We start from the raw sequence: 447 nt of genomic DNA, 5'->3' as shown, positions 1-447 counted from the left end.
GGCGATGTTGTCCAGCTCGCCGCTGAACGTTCCCAGGGCGGCGTTGTAGTCCACGATCGCGCCGGGATTGACCTTGATCATTCCGTCCATTGTGGTGGAATCCTTTCGACTGTCTGTGGTGGTGGAAGGGTCAGGTGAAGCGCAGGCCGCCGGCGACCGACTGGATCTGCTGGGCGCTCTGGGTGTCGATGTTGGTGAAGTCCGGTGCGCTGTTACGCAGCGCCGCGATCAGCGACTCCCACCGCATGTTCATCTCACGCTGTGCCTGCGAGATCTCTTCTGCCGTAGCCACGTTGGCGACACCGGCCTGGCCGTCGAGGCCGCCGGAGGCCTGCAGTTCGGTCGAATGCTGCTGGTAGCGGCTGAGCACGTCGAGGGCCCGCATCTTGAGATCGTCGAGCTGGTCGGCGGTGGACTGGATCTGCGCCGCACCAACAACTTGCTGTG

The 447-nt window shown here is 63.8% G+C and carries 1 protein-coding gene; it reads right to left on the bottom strand.

Annotated elements, in window-relative coordinates; translation table 11 throughout:
• Positions 1 to 130 precede the first annotated feature (130 nt).
• On the bottom strand, positions 131 to 447 hold a 317-nt coding region (locus tag H7I57_RS07710; RefSeq protein WP_264022804.1), incomplete at its 5' end, for a hypothetical protein.

Origin of the sequence: Mycolicibacterium pyrenivorans, assembly GCF_025821625.1 — a bacterium.
GTDB classification, from domain to species: domain Bacteria; phylum Actinomycetota; class Actinomycetes; order Mycobacteriales; family Mycobacteriaceae; genus Mycobacterium; species Mycobacterium pyrenivorans.
The sequence above is the reverse complement of the archived record's forward strand: the minus strand, read 5'-3'. Positions and strand labels throughout refer to the sequence as shown.